This is a genomic window from Mesorhizobium sp. M7A.F.Ca.CA.004.12.1.1 (assembly GCF_003997835.1).
Taxonomy (GTDB): Bacteria; Pseudomonadota; Alphaproteobacteria; order Rhizobiales; family Rhizobiaceae; genus Mesorhizobium.
In genome coordinates, this window is record NZ_RZRK01000764.1 from 1 (window position 1) to 2,905 (window position 2,905).

At 62.9% G+C, this 2,905-nt stretch carries 3 protein-coding genes and 1 pseudogene; all 4 read left to right on the plus strand.

Going from position 1 to position 2,905, the window contains the following annotated elements; all coding sequences use genetic code 11:
- Positions 1-857 (plus strand): glycoside hydrolase family 3 protein (locus EN984_RS29120; protein ID WP_164765723.1); only part of this gene is annotated, 857 nt, incomplete at its 5' end.
- A gap of 59 nt (positions 858-916) precedes the next feature.
- Positions 917-1,717 (plus strand): annotated as a pseudogene (locus EN984_RS29125) (ScpA family protein).
- Entirely contained in the window at positions 1,714-2,478 is a 765-nt protein-coding gene (gene scpB, locus EN984_RS29130) for an SMC-Scp complex subunit ScpB (protein ID WP_127267597.1), read from the plus strand. Before EN984_RS29125 ends, scpB begins: the two are co-directional and overlap by 4 nt.
- Before the next feature lie 169 nt (positions 2,479-2,647).
- Entirely contained in the window at positions 2,648-2,869 is a 222-nt protein-coding gene (locus EN984_RS29135; RefSeq protein WP_023812188.1) for a twin-arginine translocase TatA/TatE family subunit, read from the plus strand.
- The last annotated feature ends 36 nt before the right edge of the window (positions 2,870-2,905 follow it).

Below are 2,905 nucleotides of genomic sequence, written 5' to 3' on the forward strand. Positions count from 1 at the left end.
GCATAGGGCGTCCGGACGCGCTGGTGTTCATCGATCAGGAAGGCGGCCGTGTGCAGCGCTTGCGACCGCCGCTGGCACCGAACTATCCCGCCGGCGGCGCGCTCGGCGCGCTGTGGCGCGACGATCATGATGCCGGCGCCCGCGCGGCCTGGCTGATGGCGCGGCTGCATGCCTTCGACCTGCTGCGCTACGGCATCACAGCCGATTGCCTGCCGGTGCTCGATGTGCCGATCGAGGGCGCCAGCGATGTCATCGGCGCGCGGGCCTATGGCAAGGATCCGCGACCGGTGATCGAGCTCGGCCGCGCAGCCGCGGAAGGGCTGATGTCGGGCGGCGTGCTGCCGGTCATGAAGCATATTCCGGGCCATGGACGTGCCTTTGCCGACACGCATTTCGAACTGCCGGTGGTCAATGCCTCGCTCAGCGATCTGCAGCGGCATGATTTCGCCCCGTTCAAGGAGCTTAGCCATCTGCCGATGGCGATGACAGCCCATGTCGTCTACAGCGCGATCGACCCCAACAATCCGGCGACCACCTCCGGCAAGGTCATCGACGAGATCATCCGGCGCGAAATCGGCTTCGACGGACTGCTGATGAGCGACGACACCTCGATGAAGGCACTTTCTGGGGATTTCCCGACAAAGGCGGCATCGATCCTTGCGGCGGGCTGCGATCTGGTCCTTCACTGCAACGGCGTTTTCGAGGAGATGGCCGGCATCGCATCGCGCACCACAGGGCTTGAGGGCACGTCGTTGGAGCGCGCCAAGCGGGCGCTGACCTATATAAAGAACCGTGACACGGTCGAAGAAACCGAAATACGTGCCGAATTCGCCACCTACTTCGATGCGGTGGCATAGCAAAGGGAAGTGACGGAGTGGCGGAGACATTGGAAAGCAAGGCCTCGAAGGCCGCACCGATGGACCGTCTGTGGGCCGAGAATGACGATTCACGCGTTACCGGCGACCCGTCGCTGGTTGTCGACGTGGCCGGCTTCGAAGGTCCGCTCGACCTGCTGCTGCATCTTGCCCGCACCCAGTAGGCCGATCTGGCTCGCATTTCGATCCTGGCGCTGGTCGAGCAATATCTGACCTTTGTCGAGACGGCGAGGGCGCTCAGGCTGGAGCTTGCCGCCGACTATCTGGTGATGGCGGCGTGGCTGGCCTTCCTCAAGTCCAAGCTCCTGATCCCCAAGCAGCCCGGCGACGAGGGCGAAAGCGGTGAGGAACTGGCGGCGGTGCTGCAGTTCCGCCTGAAGCGGCTGGAAGCCATGCGCGACGCCTCGGCGCGTCTGGTCAACCGCAACCGGCTCGGCCGCGATGTGTTCGCGCGCGGCATGCCGGAAATGGTCATCGTCGAAAAGCGTAACGCCTATTCGGCCTCGCTCTACGATCTCTTGACCGCCTATGCCCAGCAACGCCAGAAGCAGGCGATCAACAATGTGACGATCGCCAGGCGCGGTGTCTGGTCGCTCAAGGATGCGCGCGACATCCTGACCCGCCTGGTCGGGGCTGCAAGCGACTGGACGGCGCTGGAAAGTTTTCTGATCGCATACATGACCAGCCCCGAGGAGCGGCGCACGGCAATCGCCAGTTCTTTTGCGGCAACATTGGAACTGGTGCGCGACGGCACGATGGACGTGCGGCAGGATCAGACGTTCGCGCCGATCTACCTGCGCGGGCGCACGCAGGCAATCAAGGCAGTCGAGGTGGCATCATGAGCGAACGCGCCAACGCTTCGGTTATCCCGTTCAAGGTCGGCGATGCACCCGAAGAGGAGTCGCTTTCCCGGGATCCGGCCGAGCAGCTACAGAACCCGGCCGAGCGGCTGCATCTGGCCGAGGCCGTGCGCATGGCCGAGGCGATCGTGTTCGCCAGCGCCGAACCCGTCAGCGAAAAGCAGCTCGCGGCACGCCTCCCTGACGGCATCAACATTGCCCTGGCCATGGCCGAGCTGCAGCAGATCTATGCGCGGCGCGGCGTCAATCTGGTGCGTGTCGGCGACGCCTGGGCGTTCCGCACCGCCGGCGACCTGGCTTTCCTGATGAGCCGCGATACCGTCCAGCAAAGGAAGCTCTCCCGCGCGGCTCTCGAAGTGCTGGCGATCATTGCCTATCACCAGCCGGTGACGCGTGCCGAGATCGAGGACATCCGCGGCGTCGAAACCTCGAAAGGTACGCTCGACACGCTGCTGGAAACGGAATGGGTGCGCATGCGCGGCCGGCGTAAGACGCCCGGACGCCCTGTGACCTACGGTACGACGGAGACCTTCCTCGACCATTTCGCGCTGGAAGAGATTCGCGATCTTCCTGGCATGGAGGAACTGAAGGGGGCTGGACTGCTTTCGGGCCGCATGCCGTCGAATTTCTCCATTCCGCAGCCGCCGGCCGATCCCGACGCATTGACCGACGACGAGGATGCGCTGACCGACATCGATCTCGAGGAACTCGGCCTGCTGACGCCGCGCGTCACGGAAGATTGACTGGCATTGGCGGCCAACTTGATGAGGATGCGCGGATTCGTAGCGGGCGTTCCCGTCGAAAATGCGTGACATCCGTCACCCTTTCATAAACTCTGTCGCAGTTGTGTTTGAATCCCAACGCGAAAACGCATAGATCATCGCCAGGGAAAACATTCGAGAGAGATTTGCTATGGGTTCATTTTCGATTTGGCATTGGCTGATCGTGCTGGTGATCGTGCTTTTGGTGTTCGGCCGCGGCAAGATTCCCGAGCTGATGGGCGATATGGCCAAGGGTATCAAAAGCTTCAAGAAGGGCATGGCCGACGACGAGGTTGCCGAAGACAAGCGCACCGTCGAACATCGTGCCGACGAGACCGTTGCGGCCGCGAAGGAAAAAGCCAGCAAGAGCTGAGCCCAAGGTTCTAGTCGGAACAGAGTGCCATGTTTG